General features: G+C 57.2%; 17 protein-coding genes. 14 read left to right on the top strand and 3 right to left on the bottom strand.

Features of this window, described 5'->3' with window-relative positions; all coding sequences use genetic code 11:
• Positions 1 to 21: 21 nt before the first annotated feature.
• The 3 genes from fadI to sixA all read left to right on the top strand — a co-directional run bounded on the left by fadI (position 22) and on the right by sixA (position 4,173).
• Positions 22 to 1,332, top strand: coding sequence for an acetyl-CoA C-acyltransferase FadI (fadI, locus tag EQV24_RS07030; protein ID WP_130626363.1), 1,311 nt, complete (start codon positions 22 to 24; stop codon positions 1,330 to 1,332).
• The gene (gene fadJ / locus EQV24_RS07025) at positions 1,332 to 3,479 is read left to right on the top strand and encodes a fatty acid oxidation complex subunit alpha FadJ (RefSeq protein ID WP_126850829.1); all 2,148 of its coding nucleotides are present in this window, start codon (positions 1,332 to 1,334) and stop codon (positions 3,477 to 3,479) included. The genes fadI and fadJ overlap by 1 nt, the downstream gene beginning before the upstream one ends.
• A 208-nt stretch (positions 3,480 to 3,687) precedes the next feature.
• Positions 3,688 to 4,173 (top strand): phosphohistidine phosphatase SixA, encoded by a 486-nt coding sequence (gene sixA / locus EQV24_RS07020; RefSeq protein ID WP_014832802.1) that lies wholly within the window; start codon positions 3,688 to 3,690, stop codon positions 4,171 to 4,173.
• A 46-nt stretch (positions 4,174 to 4,219) separates the two neighbouring features.
• Here sixA and smrB read toward each other — a convergent pair whose 3' ends face one another.
• Positions 4,220 to 4,771: an endonuclease SmrB gene (gene smrB / locus EQV24_RS07015; protein ID WP_013098153.1), complete on the bottom strand. Its 552-nt coding sequence runs from the start codon at positions 4,769 to 4,771 to the stop codon at positions 4,220 to 4,222.
• Between the two features lie 145 nt (positions 4,772 to 4,916).
• Between smrB and prmB the strand changes: the two genes are divergently transcribed.
• Genes prmB through EQV24_RS06985 form a run of 6 tightly spaced genes read left to right on the top strand, consistent with a single transcriptional unit; the run spans position 4,917 to position 9,468 of the window.
• On the top strand, positions 4,917 to 5,849 hold the full coding sequence (gene prmB / locus EQV24_RS07010) for a 50S ribosomal protein L3 N(5)-glutamine methyltransferase (RefSeq protein ID WP_013098152.1): 933 nt from the start codon (positions 4,917 to 4,919) through the stop codon (positions 5,847 to 5,849).
• Positions 5,850 to 5,909: 60 nt separating this feature from the next.
• Positions 5,910 to 6,995 (top strand): chorismate synthase, encoded by a 1,086-nt coding sequence (gene aroC / locus EQV24_RS07005; RefSeq protein ID WP_023619788.1) that lies wholly within the window; start codon positions 5,910 to 5,912, stop codon positions 6,993 to 6,995.
• A gap of 2 nt (positions 6,996 to 6,997) precedes the next feature.
• Positions 6,998 to 7,822 carry a penicillin-insensitive murein endopeptidase gene (gene mepA / locus EQV24_RS07000; RefSeq protein ID WP_130626362.1) on the top strand — a complete coding sequence of 275 codons (825 nt, stop codon included), beginning with the start codon at positions 6,998 to 7,000 and terminating at the stop codon, positions 7,820 to 7,822.
• Positions 7,822 to 8,634: a sulfite exporter TauE/SafE family protein gene (locus tag EQV24_RS06995; protein WP_013098149.1), complete on the top strand. Its 813-nt coding sequence runs from the start codon at positions 7,822 to 7,824 to the stop codon at positions 8,632 to 8,634. Before mepA ends, EQV24_RS06995 begins: the two co-directional genes overlap by 1 nt.
• Entirely contained in the window at positions 8,631 to 9,176 is a 546-nt protein-coding gene (locus EQV24_RS06990; RefSeq protein WP_013098148.1) for an elongation factor P hydroxylase, read from the top strand. Before EQV24_RS06995 ends, EQV24_RS06990 begins: the two co-directional genes overlap by 4 nt.
• A 13-nt stretch (positions 9,177 to 9,189) precedes the next feature.
• Positions 9,190 to 9,468, top strand: coding sequence for a YfcL family protein (locus EQV24_RS06985; RefSeq protein ID WP_013098147.1), 279 nt, complete (start codon positions 9,190 to 9,192; stop codon positions 9,466 to 9,468).
• 36 nt (positions 9,469 to 9,504) lie between these two features.
• On the opposite strand, the gene mnmC is transcribed toward EQV24_RS06985, so the two are convergent.
• On the bottom strand, positions 9,505 to 11,502 hold the full coding sequence (mnmC, locus tag EQV24_RS06980) for a bifunctional tRNA (5-methylaminomethyl-2-thiouridine)(34)-methyltransferase MnmD/FAD-dependent 5-carboxymethylaminomethyl-2-thiouridine(34) oxidoreductase MnmC (protein ID WP_130626361.1): 1,998 nt from the start codon (positions 11,500 to 11,502) through the stop codon (positions 9,505 to 9,507).
• A gap of 158 nt (positions 11,503 to 11,660) precedes the next feature.
• Between mnmC and fabB the strand changes: the two genes are divergently transcribed.
• The gene (gene fabB / locus EQV24_RS06975) at positions 11,661 to 12,878 is read left to right on the top strand and encodes a beta-ketoacyl-ACP synthase I (protein ID WP_013098145.1); all 1,218 of its coding nucleotides are present in this window, start codon (positions 11,661 to 11,663) and stop codon (positions 12,876 to 12,878) included.
• Between the two features lie 68 nt (positions 12,879 to 12,946).
• The gene (locus EQV24_RS06970) at positions 12,947 to 14,125 is read left to right on the top strand and encodes an MFS transporter (protein ID WP_047023797.1); all 1,179 of its coding nucleotides are present in this window, start codon (positions 12,947 to 12,949) and stop codon (positions 14,123 to 14,125) included.
• Between the two features lie 90 nt (positions 14,126 to 14,215).
• On the opposite strand, the gene flk is transcribed toward EQV24_RS06970, so the two are convergent.
• On the bottom strand, positions 14,216 to 15,220 hold the full coding sequence (flk, locus tag EQV24_RS06960; RefSeq protein WP_029881743.1) for a flagella biosynthesis regulator Flk: 1,005 nt from the start codon (positions 15,218 to 15,220) through the stop codon (positions 14,216 to 14,218).
• Positions 15,221 to 15,333: 113 nt separating this feature from the next.
• Here flk and pdxB point away from each other — a divergent pair, with 113 nt between their 5' ends.
• From pdxB to truA, 3 genes are all read left to right on the top strand, one after another.
• A complete protein-coding gene (gene pdxB / locus EQV24_RS06955) occupies positions 15,334 to 16,470 on the top strand; it encodes a 4-phosphoerythronate dehydrogenase PdxB (protein WP_020690620.1) in 1,137 nt (378 codons plus the stop codon).
• Positions 16,471 to 16,537: 67 nt separating this feature from the next.
• Complete coding sequence (locus tag EQV24_RS06950) at positions 16,538 to 17,551, top strand: aspartate-semialdehyde dehydrogenase (RefSeq protein WP_013098141.1); 1,014 nt, start codon at positions 16,538 to 16,540, stop codon at positions 17,549 to 17,551.
• Positions 17,551 to 18,363, top strand: a complete 813-nt coding sequence (truA, locus tag EQV24_RS06945; protein WP_130626360.1) for a tRNA pseudouridine(38-40) synthase TruA — start codon at positions 17,551 to 17,553, stop codon at positions 18,361 to 18,363. Before EQV24_RS06950 ends, truA begins: the two co-directional genes overlap by 1 nt.

The following is an 18,363-nucleotide window of genomic DNA, read 5'->3' as shown; positions in this document are numbered from 1 at the left end:
AAATTTTTACAGGGGAATGTTATGAGTCAGGCATTACCGCTTATCACCCGACAAGGTGACCGCATTGCCATTGTCAGTGGATTGCGTACGCCGTTTGCGCGTCAGGCGACAGCGTTTCACGGCATACCGGCCGTCGATCTGGGGAAAATGGTGGTGGGGGAGATGCTGGCTCGCAGCGAAATACCGCCTGACGTCATTGAGCAGCTGGTTTTTGGCCAGGTTGTTCAGATGCCAGAAGCCCCGAACATTGCACGAGAAATTGTCCTTGGCACCGGAATGAACGTGCATACGGATGCTTACAGCGTCAGCCGTGCGTGTGCAACCAGCTTTCAGGCGGTGGCAAACGTGGCCGAAAGCCTGATGGCGGGCACCATCCGCGCCGGGATCGCCGGCGGGGCAGACTCGTCCTCCGTGCTGCCGATAGGGGTCAGTAAAAAGCTGGCCCGCATTCTGGTGGATGCAAATAAAGCGCGCACCACCGGGCAAAAACTCAAGCTCTTCTCGCGTTTACGCCTTCGTGACCTGATGCCTGTTCCACCTGCGGTGGCTGAATACTCCACCGGCCTGCGCATGGGCGACACCGCCGAGCAGATGGCCAAAACCTACGGCATTACCCGGGAGCAGCAGGATGCGCTGGCTCACCGTTCCCATCAGCTTGCGGCGAAAGCCTGGTCGGAAGGCAAGCTTAACGACGAGGTGATGACCGCGTATATCCCGCCTTACCGCGAACCGCTGGTGGAAGATAACAACATTCGTGGCACCTCGACGCTGGCGGACTACGCCAGACTGCGTCCGGCATTCGACCGCAAACACGGCACCGTTACGGCCGCCAACAGTACTCCGCTGACGGATGGTGCTGCCGCGGTGATCCTGATGACCGAATCGCGAGCCAAAGAGCTTGGCCTTACCCCGCTCGGTTATCTGCGCAGCTACGCGTTTACGGCGATCGACGTCTGGCAGGACATGCTGTTAGGCCCGGCCTGGTCCACGCCGCTGGCGCTGGATCGCGCAGGGTTGACCCTCGCTGATTTAACGCTGATTGATATGCACGAGGCCTTTGCCGCACAAACCCTGGCCAACGTCCAGCTACTGGCCAGCGAAAGTTTTGCTCGCGATGTGCTTGGCCGCGCCCATGCCACCGGAGAAGTGGATCAAAGCAAATTTAACGTACTGGGCGGCTCTATCGCCTACGGTCATCCGTTTGCGGCGACGGGTGCGAGGATGATCACCCAAACATTACATGAGTTACGTCGCCGTGGCGGCGGTTTTGGCCTCGTCACCGCCTGCGCGGCGGGCGGTCTTGGGGCAGCAATGGTTCTGGAGGCTGAATAATGGCAATGGCATCTGCATTTAATCTGACGGTTCGCCTCGATAACGTGGCTGTGATTACCATTGATGTCCCCGACGAAAAGATGAATACCCTGAAGGCGGAATTTGGCGTTCAGGTGCGCGAGATGTTAAAGCAGATCCGCGAGAACAAAGCGATTCGCGGCCTGGTGTTTATCTCGGCAAAGCCAGACAACTTTATTGCCGGGGCCGATATCAACATGATCGCCCGGGCGCAAAGCGCGCAGGAGGCGGAAGATCTGGCGCGCCAGGGGCAGCAGGTGATGGCGGAGATCCATTCGCTGCCGATCCCGGCGATCGCCGCGATCCACGGTGCATGCCTGGGCGGTGGGCTGGAGCTGGCGCTGGCCTGTCACAGTCGTATTTGTACTGACGACGCGAAAACCGTTCTTGGGTTGCCGGAAGTACAGCTTGGGCTGCTTCCCGGCTCCGGTGGAACGCAGCGTCTGCCGCGGCTGGTTGGCGTTAGTACAGCGCTGGAAATGATCTTAACCGGCAAACAGCTGCGCGCCCGTCAGGCGCTGAAAGCGGGGCTGGTTGATGACGTCGTTCCGCATTCTATTTTGCTGGAAGCCGCCGTAGAGCTGGCGCTGAAGGGACGTCAGGCAAGACGTGTTCTGCCGGTGCGTGAGCGCGTCCTGGCCGGGCCGCTGGGGCGGGCGCTGCTGTTTAGCATGGTGGGCAAGAAAACCGAACAAAAGACCAAAGGCAACTATCCGGCGGCGAAGCGCATTCTTGAGGTGATTGAAACCGGGTTGTCGCAGGGCAGCAGCAGCGGTTATGCCGCGGAGGCAAAAGCCTTTGGTGAACTGGCGATGACGCCGCAATCGCAGGCGTTGCGCAGCATCTTCTTTGCCAGCACTGACGTTAAAAAAGATCCGGGTAGTGACGCTGAACCTGCGCCGCTCAACGCCGTTGGCGTTCTCGGGGGCGGTCTGATGGGCGGCGGCATTGCGTTTGTCACAGCCAGCAAAGCCAAATTGCCCGTACGTATCAAAGACATCAACCCGAAAGGGATCAACCACGCACTGCAGTACAGCTGGCAGAACCTTGATCGGAAGGTTAAACGCCGCCATATCAAGGTAAGCGAGCGGGATAAAACCGTGGCCATGATCAGCGGCACTACGGACTACCGTGGTTTTGCCCATCGCGATCTGGTCATTGAAGCGGTGTTTGAAGATCTGGCGCTTAAGCAGCAGATGGTTGCGGACGTTGAGCAACATTGTGCGCCGCACACGATTTTCGCCTCGAATACCTCTTCATTACCGATCGGTGATATCGCAGCTAAAGCCGCGCGTCCTGAGCAGGTGATTGGCCTGCACTTTTTTAGTCCGGTTGAAAAAATGCCGCTGGTTGAAGTTATTCCACACGCGTCAACCAGCCCGCAGACTGTCTCTACGGTAGTGAAACTGGCGAAAAAGCAGGGCAAAACCCCGATCGTCGTGGCGGATAAAGCGGGTTTCTACGTCAACCGCATTCTGGCGCCGTATATCAACGAAGCGATGCGCCTGCTGGTGGAAGGGGAGAAGATCGAACACGTCGACGAGGCGCTGGTCAAGTTTGGTTTCCCCGTTGGGCCCATCCAACTTTTGGATGAGGTAGGAATAGACACCGGCACTAAAATTATACCTGTGCTGGAGGCCGCATACGGCGAGCGTTTTAGCCCGCCTGCAAACATTGTTTCTGCAATTTTGAAGGACGATCGCAAAGGCAGAAAAAATGAACGCGGTTTCTATCTTTACGGTGCAAAAGGGCGTAAAAGCAAGAAACAGGTCGACCCTTCGGTCTATGGGCTTATCCCAACAACCGGACAGGCGAAACTGTCTGCCGTTCAGTGTGCTGAACGCTGTGTGATGATGATGCTTAATGAAGCCGCACGCTGTTTTGGCGAGCAGGTGATTAAAAGCGCACGCGATGGCGATATTGGCGCCGTATTTGGTATTGGTTTCCCGCCGTTCCTTGGCGGCCCGTTCCGTTACATGGACACCCTCGGAGCGGGTGAAGTGGTTGCGATTCTGCAACGTCTTGCCACGCAGTATGGTCCCCGGTTTACACCCTGTGACGAATTATTGCAGATGGCGGAACGGGGCCAGACATTTTGGCCAGCAAGGGAAACTGTCCTCGTAAGTTGAGGTCAAAGAAGGGTAAATCCGGCGGTGAATGAATCTGATTTGGCGATTTTGTAAACAGAGATTGACTATACTTACGCCATTGAGGTAAAAAACAGCGTTTCATTCACCGAATGGATCAGGCACAATGCCCGGCCATCGGGTTTTCTACCTCAAGCATTAATCGCGGGTAGTTAACGCCGGTGATTCTGGTTAACAAAAGCGGTGCAATATGCAAGTTTTTATCATGCGTCACGGCGACGCGGCACTCGATGCCGCCAGTGACTCAGTACGTCCTTTAACCGTCTGCGGCTGCGACGAATCTCGTCAGATGGCGAACTGGCTTAAAGGTCAAAAAGTGGACATTGAACGCGTTCTGGTGAGTCCGTTCCTGCGTGCTGAACAGACGCTGGATGTGGTAGGGGAGTGTATGAACCTGCCGACCAGCGTGGATGTTCTCCCTGAACTCACGCCGTGTGGTGATGTCGGCCTTGTCAGTGCCTACCTGCAGGCGCTGTGCAATGAAGGTGTCGCTTCTGCACTGGTCATTTCCCACCTGCCACTGGTTGGCTATCTGGTATCTGAACTGTGCCCAGGCGAGACGCCACCGATGTTTACAACCTCCGCCATTGCCAACGTCACCCTCGACGAAACCGGCAAAGGGGTCTTCAACTGGCAAATGAGTCCATGCAATCTCCGGATGGCGAAAGCAATCTGAGGTGACGTGCGATAAGGCGGGAGCAACTATGCCTCCCGCCATGTTTTCAGGGCAGTTCTGGCGGTTGCCACTCTTCAACTTCAATCAACACCAGCAAGGCGGCATCTCCGCCGTACTCTTTGGGCGCCTGATGAAACGCCATCACGTGTGGATGCTGAGCCAGCCACAGCGGCGTTTGTTGCTTAAGAACATGTTTACCGTGGCCGTGCATCACGCAGGCACAAAACACATGTTCGCGGCGACAGGCGGCAATCAACGCCCCCAGCTCCTGTTTCGCCTGCATCTGCGTCAAACCATGCAAATCGAGAAACAGCTCGGGTGAATAATCTCCCCGGCGTAATTTTTTCAGCTCAAAGTGGCTGACATCTTCGCGAACGTACTTGACCGCACCCTGCGTGTTAAGCAGCGGCTGAAACTCATCGGAAAAATAGTGGCTATTATCCGCCTGCTCCTGCAATAGCCTTTTGACCGGTACTTCGCTGACTTTTTTGCGCATCGGCCGGTGGACAATGGTGTCCTGCTTGATTTGACGCGTCCCGGTCATGAGCTGACGGAAGAGCGCCTGATCCTCCTCGCTGAGCGATGTTTTCTTTTTCATTCGTCGTTCTCATCTCGTATTTCCGATAGTGTACCCGACTAAACGCATTTTTTAACCTCAAGCGGTATGCGTCATTGCTGATTTATCGCCGTCTTCATGGCAAACTAGCCGCCGAAAATTATGCGAGCATGCCCTGGAGGAAAGAGTGGATAAAATTTTTGTCGATGAAGCAGTAAACGAGCTGCATACCATACAGGACATGTTGCGCTGGTCGGTTAGCCGCTTCAGCGCCGCCAATATCTGGTACGGACACGGTACGGATAACCCGTGGGATGAAGCTGTTCAACTGGTGCTGCCTTCTCTCTACCTGCCGCTCGATATTCCGGAAGACATGCGCACCGCGCGTCTGACCTCCAGCGAAAAGCACCGTATCGTTGAGCGTGTGATCCGCCGCGTGAACGAGCGTATTCCGGTAGCCTATCTGACCAACAAAGCCTGGTTCTGCGGTCACGAATTCTATGTTGATGAACGCGTGCTGGTGCCGCGCTCGCCAATTGGTGAGCTGATCAACAACCACTTCGAAGGGCTGATTAACCGTCAACCGCAGCACATTCTGGATATGTGTACCGGCAGCGGCTGTATTGCTATTGCCTGCGCTTATGCCTTCCCGGAAGCGGAGGTGGACGCGGTGGACATCTCCACCGACGCGCTGGCGGTAACCGAACACAATATCGAAGAACACGGGCTTATCCACCATGTCACGCCTATCCGCTCCGATCTGTTCCGTGACCTGCCGACGCTGCAGTACGATCTGATCGTAACCAACCCGCCGTACGTGGATGCGGAAGATATGTCCGATCTGCCGAACGAATATCGTCACGAGCCAGAATTGGGCCTGGCATCGGGTTCTGACGGCCTGAAGCTGACCCGCCGCATTCTGGCCTGCGCACCGGATTATCTGACCGACGACGGTGTTCTGATTTGTGAAGTGGGCAACAGCATGGTACATCTGATAGAGCAGTACCCGGATGTGCCGTTCACCTGGCTTGAGTTCGACAACGGCGGTGACGGCGTCTTTATGCTGACCAAAGCGCAGCTGCTCGACGCGCGCGAACATTTCAGCATCTACAAAGATTAATCCAGCGGGCTTCGGCCCGTTTCACAACGCTCACACACAAATAACGACATCGGAGCCGTGATGGCAGGAAACAGTATTGGACAAATATTCCGCGTGACCACCTTTGGTGAGTCGCACGGGCTGGCACTGGGCTGTATCGTTGACGGCGTACCGCCAGGCATCGAACTCACCGAAGCCGATTTACAGCACGACCTTGACCGTCGTCGTCCGGGCACCTCTCGCTACACCACGCAGCGTCGCGAGCCGGACCAGGTCAAAATTCTCTCAGGCGTTTTTGAAGGCCGCACCACCGGGACCAGTATTGGTCTGCTGATTGAAAACACCGACCAACGTTCTCAGGACTACGGTGCCATCAAAGATGTGTTCCGTCCGGGCCACGCTGACTACACCTACGAACAAAAGTACGGTTTTCGCGACTATCGCGGCGGTGGACGCTCCTCCGCCCGTGAAACTGCGATGCGCGTCGCCGCAGGGGCGATTGCCAAGAAATACCTGCAGCAGAAATTTGGCATCGTGATCCGCGGGTGCCTGACCCAGATGGGTGACATTCCGCTGGCCATTAAAGACTGGGAGCAGGTTGAACAAAACCCGTTCTTCTGTGCTGATGTTGAGAAGCTGGAGGCGCTGGACGAGCTGATGCGTGGCCTGAAAAAAGAGGGCGACTCTATCGGTGCAAAAGTGACCGTGGTGGCTGACGGCGTACCGCCAGGCTGGGGTGAGCCTGTATTTGACCGTCTGGACGCGGACATTGCCCACGCGCTGATGAGCATCAACGCGGTGAAGGGCGTCGAAATTGGCGACGGTTTTGACGTGGTTCAGCTTCGCGGCAGCCAGAACCGTGACGAAATTACAAAAGAGGGCTTCCAGAGCAATCATGCGGGTGGCATTCTCGGCGGCATCAGCAGCGGGCAGCAGATTATTGCCAATATCGCGCTGAAGCCAACGTCCAGCATTACCGTGCCGGGCCACACAATTAACCGCTCTGGTGAAGAAGTTGAGATGATCACCAAAGGACGTCACGATCCGTGTGTCGGGATCCGCGCGGTGCCAATCGCAGAAGCCATGCTGGCAATCGTGTTGATGGATCACTTCCTGCGCCAGCGTGCGCAGAATGCGGATGTGACGACCACCATTCCACGCTGGTAACTATGAAAAAAACCGCAATTGCTCTGCTGGCGCTACTCGCCAGTGGGGCCAGTCTGGCCGCCACGCCATGGCAAAAAATCACTCACCCGGTGGCGGGAAGCGCGCAGTCGATTGGTGCGTTCTCCAATGGCTGTATCGTTGGTGCGCAGGGACTTCCTCTGCAGTCGGATACTTATCAGGTGATGCGTACCGACCAGCGTCGTTACTTCGGCCACCCGGATCTGGTGCTGTTTATCCAGCGTCTGGGCAACCAGGTGCATAACCTGGGGCTGGGTACGATGCTGATTGGCGATATGGGTATGCCTGCTGGCGGTCGTTTCAACGGTGGGCACGCCAGTCACCAGACCGGGCTGGATGTGGATATTTTCCTGCAGTTGCCTAAAACGCGCTGGACCTCGGCCCAACTGCTGAAGCCGCAGGCGCTGGATCTGGTGGCGCGCGACGGCAAAAGCGTTGTGCCATCGCTGTGGACACCGGATGTTTTCAGCCTGATTAAGCTGGCAGCGAAGGACAACGAGGTCACGCGGATCTTCGTTAACCCGGCCATCAAGCAGCAGCTCTGCCTGGATGAGGGAACCGATCGCGACTGGCTGCGCAAAGTGCGTCCGTGGTTCCAGCATCGTGCGCATATGCACGTACGTCTGCGCTGCCCGGCAAACAGTCTGGAATGTGAAGATCAGCCGCTACCACCGCCAGGCGATGGCTGCGGTGCGGAACTGCAAAGCTGGTTTGAACCGGAAAAACCTGGAACCTCTAAGCCTGAGAAGAAGACACCGCTTCCGTTGCCGCCTTCCTGCCAGGCGCTACTGGATGAGCATGTACTTTAATGGATAATTTCGTCGACCTGTTTATGGTGTCACCGCTGCTGCTGGTGGTGCTGTTCTTTGTGGCAATGCTGGCCGGTTTTATCGATGCCCTCGCGGGCGGTGGCGGGTTGCTTACCGTTCCGGCGCTGCTGGCGGCGGGCATGAGCCCGGCTCAGGCGCTTGCCACCAACAAGCTTCAGGCCTGCGGCGGGTCCCTTTCCGCGTCGCTCTATTTTATTCGCCGTAAGGTGGTTAATCTTGCCGACCAGAAGCTCAATATTCTGATGACCTTCATCGGCTCAACCTCCGGTGCGCTGTTGGTTCAGCATGTACAGTCTGACATTCTGCGTCAGATCCTGCCGGTGCTGGTCATCTGTATTGGCCTCTACTTTCTGCTGATGCCTAAGCTTGGTGAAGAGGACAGGCAGCGTCGGCTGCATGGTCTGCCGTTCGCGCTTATCGCAGGCGGCTGCGTCGGGTTTTACGATGGCTTCTTTGGCCCAGGCGCCGGGTCGTTCTATGCCCTGGCGTTTGTCACGCTGGCCGGATTTAACCTCGCCAAATCTACCGCCCACGCTAAAGTGCTGAATGCCACCTCGAACGTCGGCGGCCTGCTGCTGTTTATCATCGGCGGCAAGGTTATCTGGGCAACCGGGTTTGTGATGATGGCGGGGCAGTTTTTAGGCGCGCGCGCGGGCTCGCGTCTGGTATTAAGCAAAGGACAGAAGCTGATTCGCCCGATGATCGTCATCGTCTCGGCGGTGATGAGCGCCAAGCTTCTTTATGACAGCCATGGACAGGAGATCCTCACCTGGCTGGGGATGAATGCATGAACAGTACGCATAACTATGAACAGCTGATTGAGATTTTTGACGGCTGTTTTGCTGATGATTTTAATACCCGTCTGATTAAAGGCGACGACGAACCGATCTATCTTCCTGCTGATGCAGAGGTGCCCTATAACCGCATCGTGTTTGCGCATGGTTTTTACGCCAGTGGCCTGCATGAGATTTCACACTGGTGCATTGCGGGAAAAGCGCGTCGCGAGCTGGTGGACTTTGGTTACTGGTACTGTCCGGACGGACGTGACGCGGCCACGCAGGGTCAGTTTGAAGATGTGGAAGTCAAACCGCAGGCGCTGGAGTGGCTGTTCTGCGTGGCGGCGGGTTTCCCGTTCAACGTCAGCTGTGACAATCTCGAAGGGGATTTCGAGCCAGACCGTATTCTCTTCCAGCGCCGCGTACATGCGCAGGTGATGGAGTATCTTGAGAAAGGCATCCCGGAACGCCCGGCACGCCTGATCAAGGCTTTACAGAATTATTACCATACGCCGGAGATCACGGCGGAATGCTTCCCGTGGCCGGAAGATCTTTAACAGAGGAAAGAAGATGATCGCAGAATTTGAATCACGCATTCTGGCGTTAATTGATGACATGGTGGAACACGCCAGTGATGATGAGCTGTTCGCCAGCGGTTATCTGCGTGGTCACCTGACGCTGGCCGTTGCCGAGCTGGAAGCCGGGGACGATCACTCTGCCGAGGCCATTCATGATGAAGTGAGCCGCAGTCTGGAAAAAGCCATCCAGGCGGGCGAGCTTTCTCCCCGCGACCAGTCTCTGGTGCTGGGTATGTGGGACAACCTGTTCCAGCAGGCGAAAGCGAAGTAAGCGTTTCACCTCCCTCTCCCGGTGGGAGAGGGCACCCTATTTAACCTGCTTCCCCTTCAGCAATTTCCGCACCCACAAACGATTCGGATTCAGCCCTGCGAGCGTGGTGCTGTCCAGCGGAATGGGCTCATCGCTCATTTGCGCCGCTAACGCCTCAGCCAGCAGCGGTGCAGAACATAACCCGCGCGATCCTAGTCCGCCCAGCATAAACAGCTCCGGATGAACCGGTGAGACCACAGCCGTCTCCTTGTGTTCAGCCAGATCCTGATACGCCTCAAGCGTTGCCTCATAGTCCGGTACATTTCCCGCCATGGGCAGATGATCGCGGGTGGCGCAGCGTACGCCGCAGCGCGCTTCGCCCTCGCTGACGTCAACCTCTCTCGCCCACGCCGCGTCCGGGAAGCAGTCAATCAGGCGCTGGCGGTTTTGCTGCTGATCCTCCTCGCGGTAATGCGTGTCTGTTTCACCGCGATGGTAACTGGCACCAATGCAGTGATGAGCATTAGACGGATTTTGCGGCGTCAGGTAGCCGTCATAGCACAGCACCTGGCGTAGTTGGCTCAGTGCAGGCGCGGTCGGAATATGGCTCACCTGGCCGCCAACCGGATAAACGGGCAATGTCTCTGTCTGGACAAACTGATTGATGTGATGTCCGTTTGCCAGCACAACGCTGGCATGCGTGGCCTCTTTGCCATCGGCAAAGCGCAGGGTCCAGTGGGCTGTCCGGCTAAGCGATGCAACCTTATGAGCATAATGCACCGTCAGCCCGCGTGACTGTGCCAGGGTAATCGCCGCAGTGGTCAATTCGGCAGGGCACAGCCAGCCGCCGAGCGGATACTGAATACCGCCGCAGCCCGTCTCAACGCCGGTGGTGTCTGTCACCGTTTTCGCACTTACCGCGCGGGCAATCTCTTCCGGCAGGCCCAGCGACAGCATCTGCGCGATTTTTTGCTGGCTCTTTTCATCCCAGCCGAGCTGCGTCACGCCGCACCAGTCATGGTCGAATGCCACCGGAAGAGTGTCGTATACGCGACGGGCAAAGGTAAAGGCCGCGGGGAAAAACTGGAACAGCGCCGGGTCGTGCGCGCTTAAAAGCGGATAAAGGGCTCCCTGACGGTTGCCGGAGGCGCCGTTTGCCGGAGCCGGGTCAGCACAGTAGAGCGTCACCTGCCAGCCACGGTGTAAAAGCGCGAGCGAAAGCAGTGCGCTGGCAATCCCTCCGCCGATTATCGCCACCTCACGGGAGGCGCTGGCGCGGCGTGCAAACCAGGGCGCCCGGGCGGGGATCGCCAGCGTCTGCTCCATCGTCCCGACCAGCATGTCGCGCTTGCGGCCAAACCCTTTGGTTTTTCGCATCGTAAAGCCTGCTTCCTGTAAGCCGCGGCGGACAAACCCCGCCGAGGTAAAGGTCGCGAGCGTTGCGCCAGGCCGCGCCAGACGCGCCATGGCGCTAAACAGATGCTGACTCCACATCTCCGGGTTTTTGGCTGGCGCAAACCCGTCAAGGAACCACGCGTCCACCTTCTGGTTCATTGAATCATCAAGCTTATCGGTCAGTTCGTTGATATCGCCGAGCCATAAGTCCAGCGTGACGCGTCCACCGTCCAGCAGCAGACGATGGCAACCGCCGATGGCGGGCGGCCACTGCGCCTGAAGCTGTTCAGCCCAAGGGGCAAGCTCCGGCCAGCGCTGGTGCGCCAGGTGCAGGTCGTGCGCGGTGAGTGGAAATTTTTCGAAACTGATGAAATGTAATCTTTGTAGCGTACCCTCAGGATGGGCAGCGTGAAACTGGTCGAAAGCCTGCCAGAGGGTCAGAAAATTCAGGCCGGTACCGAACCCGCTCTCTGCGACGACAAACAGACTGCGCGGATGGGCGGGAAAGCGTGCGCTGAGCTGATTTCCGTCGAGGAAAACATAGCGGGTTTCTTCCAGTCCGTTATCATTAGAAAAATAGACGTCATCAAAATCTCGGGAAACAGGTGTACCCTCAGCGTTGAATTCGAGGTTGGCGGGTTGTATAGCGTTTTGTTTCACGTAAGTTACTCGTCTGACAGGCAGTGGCACGATCTTAACGATGTGAGTCCATCGGTGCAAATTTCCGCAGAAAATGTCTGATCGGACTTGTTCGGCGTACAAGTGTACGCTATTGTGCGACTCGAAACTTACTATAGTGCGACTTACAGAGGTATTGAATGAAACGTGCAGTGATTACTGGCCTGGGCATTGTTTCCAGCATCGGTAATAACCAGCAGGAAGTCCTGGCATCTCTGCGTGAAGGACGCTCCGGGATCACTTTCTCTGAAGAGTTTAAAGATTCAGGTATGCGTAGCCACGTATGGGGTAACGTCAAACTGGACACCACCGGTTTGATTGACCGTAAAGTGGTTCGTTTCATGAACGATGCCTCTATTTATGCTTATCTCTCCATGCAGGAAGCGATCAAAGATTCTGGCCTGAGCGAAGAGGTTTACCAGAACAACCCGCGCGTGGGTCTGATTGCCGGTTCCGGTGGTTCATCCAAAGCGCAGGTATTCGGTGCTGACGCCATGCGTAGCCCGCGTGGTCTGAAAGCAGTAGGTCCGTACGTGGTAACCAAAGCCATGGGTTCTGCGGTCTCCGCGTGCCTGGCAACCCCATTCAAAATTCACGGTGTGAACTACTCCATCAGCTCTGCATGTGCGACGTCCGCACACTGCATCGGTAATGCTGTTGAGCAGATCCAACTGGGTAAACAGGACATCGTATTTGCTGGCGGCGGCGAAGAGCTGGGCTGGGAAATGGCTTGTGAATTCGACGCAATGGGTGCCCTGTCTACCAAATACAATGAAACCCCGGCTAAAGCATCCCGTACCTATGATGCGCACCGTGACGGTTTTGTTATCGCAGGCGGCGGCGGTATGGTTGTGGTTGAAGAGCTGGAACACGCTCTGGCACGTGGCGCGCACATCTACGCTGAGATCGTGGGCTACGGTGCAACGTCTGACGGCGCTGACATGGTTGCTCCATCCGGCGAAGGCGCGGTGCGCTGCATGAAGATGGCGATGCACGGCGTTGATACTCCAATCGACTACCTGAACTCCCACGGGACTTCTACGCCGGTAGGCGATGTGAAAGAACTGGGTGCGATCCGTGAAGTCTTCGGCGACAACAGCCCGGCAATCTCCGCGACCAAAGCCATGACCGGTCACTCTCTGGGTGCAGCTGGCGTGCAGGAAGCAATCTACTCTCTGCTGATGCTGGAAAATGGCTTTATCGCGCCAAGCATCAACATCGAAGAGATGGACGAGCAGGCAGCGGGCCTGAACATCGTGACCGAAACCACCGAACGTGAGCTGACGACCGTAATGTCCAACAGCTTCGGTTTTGGCGGCACCAACGCCACGCTGGTGATGCGCAAGCTGAAAGCGTAAGCGTTTGAAGGTATAGTAGAAGGGAGCCGCGAGGCTCCCTTTTTTTATGCCTGAACACGGAGTTACGCATGAAGGCCGTTATCCCTGAGAAGAGTACCCCTTCCGGGAACCTTTCCCTTTTCCGTATCGCCTTTGCGGTATTTCTGACCTACATGACCGTTGGCCTGCCGCTGCCAGTTATCCCGCTGTTTGTTCACCAGGAGCTGGGCTACGGCAATACCCTGGTTGGCATCGCCGTGGGTATTCAGTTTTTAGCTACCGTATTAACCCGCGGCTACGCCGGGCGTCTGGCGGACCAGCACGGTGCCAAACGCTCAGCGCTGCAGGGCATGTTTGCCTGCGGGCTGGCGGGCGCAGCGTGGCTACTTGCCGCGCTTCTGCCGGTCGACGCAGCGTATAAATTTGCCCTGCTGGTGGTGGGACGTTTAATTCTCGGCTTTGGTGAAAGCCAGCTGCTGACCGGTACCCTGACCTGGGGAATGGGGCTGGTAGGTCCTGCGCGCTCGGGCAAAGTGATGTCCTGGAACGGTATGGCCATCTATGGCGCACTCGCGGCAGGTGCGCCGCTGGGGCTGTTGATCCACAGCCAGTTCGGTTTTGCCGCGCTGGCGGCCACCACCATGCTGTTACCGCTGCTGGCATGGGCATTTAACGGCTCGGTGCGCAAAGTACCTGCCCATAAAGGTGAGCGTCCTTCCCTGTGGAGCGTAATAGGTCAAATCTGGCAGCCGGGGCTGGGGCTGGCGCTACAGGGCGTGGGCTTCGCGGTGATTGGGACATTCGTTTCGCTGTACTTTATGAGCCGCGGCTGGGCGATGGCGGGCTTTACGCTAACCGCCTTTGGTGGCGCGTTTGTCCTGATGCGCGTGCTGTTCGGCTGGATGCCGGATCGCTTTGGTGGCGTGAAGGTGGCCGTGGCGTCGCTGGTGATTGAGACCCTCGGTTTGCTGCTGCTGTGGTATGCCCCTGTGGCCTCCGTTGCCCTTCTCGGAGCGGCACTGACCGGCTGCGGCTGTTCCCTGATCTTCCCGGCGCTGGGGGTTGAGGTGGTAAAACGCGTCGCGCCACAGGTGCGCGGTACGGCGCTGGGCGGTTATGCGGCGTTTCAGGACATCTCATACGGTGTCACCGGACCGCTGGCGGGGCTCCTGGCCACGTCATTTGGCTATCCGTCCGTCTTCCTGGCAGGTGCGGTTTCAGCCGTTGTTGGGATCGTGGTGACGCTGGTGGCGTTTCGCAGGCCTTGAGCCGTTGTCGCCGGATGGCGGCTTCGCCTTACCCGGCCTACGGTTCGGGTCGTTGTAGGCCCGGTAAGCGCAGCGCCACCGGGCAAAACATCAGGCAACCAGCCAGAAAATTGCCAGCGCAATCAGTAACGCAATAAACAGTAATCCCGGACGCGCAGAGAGGGTTCTGAAGGTCTCCACCACCGGCGCAAACAGCGGGCTATAGATCGGTTGAATATCCCTGACTTCCGGCACGCCGCCTTCGCGCTCGGCGCGGCGAATAAAGATCTGATTCAGCAAATCTTGCACCTGCGCGGTGGTCAGTACCGTTTGCGGCGTGGCCTGCCAGGTCTGCTGGGCGTAATCCCGAATCACCTCAAATTCATGCGGCTCCAGCGGCTGCTTCAGTGCCGCCTGTAGCGTATGCAGGGTAGGGGTACTTTGGGTGCTCAGCGTCTGGCGAGCCTGTAGCCAGGTGACCAGATGCGTAAACTGTTTGGCCGGGATCAGCTCACCCGCCTTCACGCCGGAAAGCTCGAGCATCGACTGCCAGATAAGCTTTGTTGATTCGCCGGTGGCGGCGGCCAGCCTGGTCACCATCTGGTTCAACGTATTGTGTTCAGCAGGCAGCAGCGGACGCTCGGTTGACGGACGCTGTTGCGGTTGCGGAATGGTCAGCTGATTGGTTTGCAGCAGCGTCAGCACGGTTTTCAACTGGTCTGGCGTTAGCTGGCTCAGGGCGGTCTGGCCAAACTGCTGGCGAATGAAATCACTGACTGCCTGACGGTTGTTGCCCTGGCCCAACAGCTCGGTCAGTTGTGCAACTATCTGGCGAGTGGTGTGATTTTGCTGTGCGGTGGTAATACGCTGATTCAGATTTTGCTCGGCCGCAGGGAAGTGGCGCGACTGCAACGGTGCATCGTTCCGGACGCCTAAATCATGCTTTACCCCGGCCCAGACTTCCGCATTTTGCTGTGAAGTGAGCGCGATCAGGCGCGTGATCAGGCGCTCCAGCACGGTGCGCTGTTGCGTGGAAAGCGGTTGTTCACCTGCAACGTTTGGCGTGACAGGGCCTTCACCCGGAGGGCGTGGTGGCGTACCTGAAATAGGCTGCATCGTCAAAAATCCTTAAAGTCAAAACTCAGCGTAAACCCGGCATGCATATATGCCTGGCGGCCAGATTATGGCACACTTGGCAGGTTTTCTTCCTCTCAAACAGGTACTCAGACGTGAAAATCCTCGTTGATGAAAATATGCCTTACGCCCGCGAGCTCTTTAGCCGCCTTGGTAATGTTAAGGCTGTCCCTGGTCGACCCATTCCGGTAAACGAGCTGGATGATGCCGATGCCCTGATGGTGCGCTCGGTGACCAAAGTAAATGAGGCGTTGCTCTCCGGCAAAGCGATTAAATTCGTCGGAACCGCAACGGCCGGGACGGATCATGTGGATGACAAGTGGCTTACGCAGGCGGGGATCGGATTTTCCGCCGCGCCTGGCTGTAACGCCATTGCGGTAGTGGAATACGTTTTCTCTTCTCTGCTGATGCTGGCAGAGCGCGACGGTTTTGCGCTGAAAGACCGCACCGTAGGCATTGTCGGGGTGGGCAACGTGGGAGGACGCCTGCAAAAACGCCTTGAGGCGTTAGGCATTCGCACCCTGCTATGCGACCCGCCGCGTAAAGACAACGGTGATGAAGGCGACTTCCGCCCCCTGGATGAGCTGGTTGAAGCATGTGACGTCATCACCTTCCATACGCCCCTCTTCAAAGAGGGGGCCTATAAGACGCTCCATCTTGCTGACGAGGCGCTGATCCGTCGTCTGAAGGCTGGCACTATTCTGATAAATGCCTGTCGTGGCCCGGTCGTCGATAACGCCGCGTTGCTGAAATGTCTGGAAGAGGGGCAGGATCTCAGCGTGGTGCTGGACGTCTGGGAGCCGGAGCCCGATCTCAACGTTGCGCTGCTGAACAAGGTCGACGTTGCAACCGCGCATATTGCGGGTTATACGCTCGAAGGAAAGGCCCGTGGTACAACCCAGGTCTTTGAGGCCTATAGCGCCTTTATTGGCCGTCCGCAGCAGGTGGCGCTGGACACCTTACTCCCCGCGCCTGAATTTGGTCGCATTACCCTGCATGGCCCGCTCGATCAGGCAACGCTGAAAAGGCTGGTTCATTTGGTGTATGATGTGCGCCGCGATGATGCGCTGCTGCGTAAAGTGGCGGGGATCCCGGGGGAGTTTGACAAGCTGCGCAAGAATTACGTTGAGCGCCGTGAATGGTCTTCTCTGTATGTCATGTGCGATGACGCAGCGGCGGCAACGCTGCTGCATAAACTGGGTTTTAACGCCGTTCATCACCCGGCGCATTAATGTCTTCTTAACGCTCCCTGTTGGATACTCCGACAGGGACGCTTTTTTATTTCTGGAGTAAACCACCATGTCTGAAGGCTGGAACATTGCCATTTTAGGTGCCACGGGTGCCGTGGGTGAAGCCCTGCTCGAAACCCTTGCTGAGCGTCAGTTCCCGGTGGGTGATATCTATGCACTGGCGCGCACTGACAGCGCCGGTGAGCATCTGCGTTTTGGCGGCAAATCCGTCATGGTTCAGGATGCCGCCGAATTCGACTGGACGCAGGCGCAGCTGGCCTTTTTTGCGGCAGGTGCTGAAGCCACCGCGTCGTACATTGAAGACGCGACGAATTCTGGCTGTCTGGTGATCGATCTGAGCGGCCTGTTCTCGATGGAGCCGGATGTCCCGCTGGTGGTGCCGGACGTGAACCCGTTTGTCCTGGCCGACTACCGTAACCGCAATATCATTGCGGTTCCCAATAGCCTGACCAGCCAGCTGCTGACCGCTCTTAAACCTTTAATCGACGATGGCGGTCTGTCGCGTATCACCGTGACCAGCCTGCTTTCCGCTTCTGCGCAAGGCAAAAAGGCCGTCGACGCGCTGGCCGGACAGAGTGCGAAGCTCCTGAACGGCATCCCGATTGACGAAGACGATTTCTTCGGCCGTCAGCTGGCATTCAATATGTTGCCGCTGCTGCCGGATCGTGAAGGCTCCGTGCGTGAAGAGCGCCGTATCGTCGACGAAGCGCGCAAAATTCTGCAGGACGAGGGGCTGATGATCTCCGCAAACGTCGTGCAGTCGCCGGTCTTTTACGGTCATGCGCAGATGGTAGGTTTCGAAGCCCTGCGTCCGCTGGCCGCAGAAGAAGCGCGTGATGCGTTCGGCCGCGGTGAAGACATTGTGCTCTCCGAAGAGAGTGAATTCCCGACGCAGGTTGGCGATGCCACCGGCAGCGCACACCTCTCGGTGGGCTGCGTACGGAATGATTACGGTATGCCGGAGCAGGTTCAATTCTGGTCCGTAGCCGATAACGTGCGCTTCGGCGGCGCGCTGATGGCGGTCAAAATCGCTGAAAAACTGGTGCAGGAGTATCTGTACTGATGTCAGACGTGGAACAAAAGCCGGTTCATAAAGTCGCCCTCGGTATCGAGTACGACGGCAGTAGATATTATGGCTGGCAGCGTCAAAATGAGGTGCGCAGTGTCCAGGAAAAACTGGAGAAAGCGCTCTCTCAGGTGGCGAACGAACCGATTAACGTCCTGTGTGCAGGACGCACTGACGCCGGTGTCCACGGAACGGGGCAGGTGGTTCACTTTGAAACCACCGCCGTGCGCAAGGACGCTGCCTGGACGTTGGGTGTAAATGCGAATTTACCTGGTGACATTGCGGTGCGCTGGGTGAAAGCTGTGCCGGATGATTTTCATGCGCGTTTCAGCGCCACTGCGCGCCGTTATCGCTATGTCATCTACAATCAGCGTCTTCGTCCGGCGGTGTTAAGCCAGGGCGTGACGCATTTTTATGAACCGCTGGATGCAGAACGTATGCATCGTGCGGCGCAGTGTCTGATTGGTGAAAATGACTTTACCTCGTTTCGTGCGGTGCAGTGTCAGTCCCGCACGCCGTGGCGTAACGTCATGCACATAAACGTCAGCCGTTTTGGCGCGTATGTGGTGGTGGATATCAAAGCCAATGCCTTTGTACATCATATGGTGCGGAATATTGTGGGCAGCTTGATGGAAGTGGGCGCCGGACACCAGCCGGAGAGCTGGATTGCAGAACTGCTGGCAGCGAAGGACAGAACGCTTGCGGCAGCAACGGCGAAAGCGGAAGGGCTGTATCTGGTCTCGGTGGACTATCCGGACCGGTTTGACCTGCCAAAACCGCCAATGGGCCCGCTGTTCCTGGCGGACTAA

Origin of the sequence: Enterobacter sp. A8 (genome assembly GCF_004296595.1) — a bacterium.
GTDB lineage: Bacteria > Pseudomonadota > Gammaproteobacteria > Enterobacterales > Enterobacteriaceae > Enterobacter > Enterobacter cloacae.
Note: the sequence above shows the minus strand (reverse complement) of the source record. Positions and strands in the feature narration are given on the sequence as shown.